This is a genomic window from Mesorhizobium sp. M8A.F.Ca.ET.165.01.1.1 (genome assembly GCF_004792065.1).
Taxonomy (GTDB): Bacteria; Pseudomonadota; Alphaproteobacteria; order Rhizobiales; family Rhizobiaceae; genus Mesorhizobium.
The window spans coordinates 1-366 of record NZ_SRTH01000117.1 but is presented as its reverse complement, the minus strand read 5'-3'; the positions used below and the strand labels follow the sequence as shown (position 1 = coordinate 366).

Sequence of the window (366 nt, the reverse complement as noted above, 5' to 3'; positions counted from 1 at the left end):
GCTGCTTTTTTCGAAGGCCGTGACGCTGACAACGAGTTGGGTCTTTCCGATCACCATTGGCCCCCGCGTTGTCCAGATGTTCGCTACCCGACAGGTCCGGCCGGAAAAAATCATAACGGTTAGGGTGGCGATGGCTGACGCCATCGCCCGAGGGTTCGATACGCTTGCGCGACCGGACCAGGACCATCTGAAAATTCTCATCGCAGTCGCGGTCTAAACCCGGCGGCGTCACGAGTTTCGGCAAAGGAGGAAGAACAATGGGCCGTCTTGAAGGCAAGGTCGTGCTTGTGACCGGTGCAGCACAAGGTATTGGCGCGGCGATCGGAAAGCTCTTCGCCGCCGAGGGTGCCGTGCTTTACCTGACCG

Annotated in this window: 1 pseudogene; it reads left to right on the top strand. The window is 59.3% G+C overall.

The window, feature by feature from the left end:
• Nucleotides 1-217, top strand: a pseudogene (locus EN808_RS36855) (hypothetical protein); the annotation flags it as partial.
• Nucleotides 218-366: the final 149 nt, after the last annotated feature.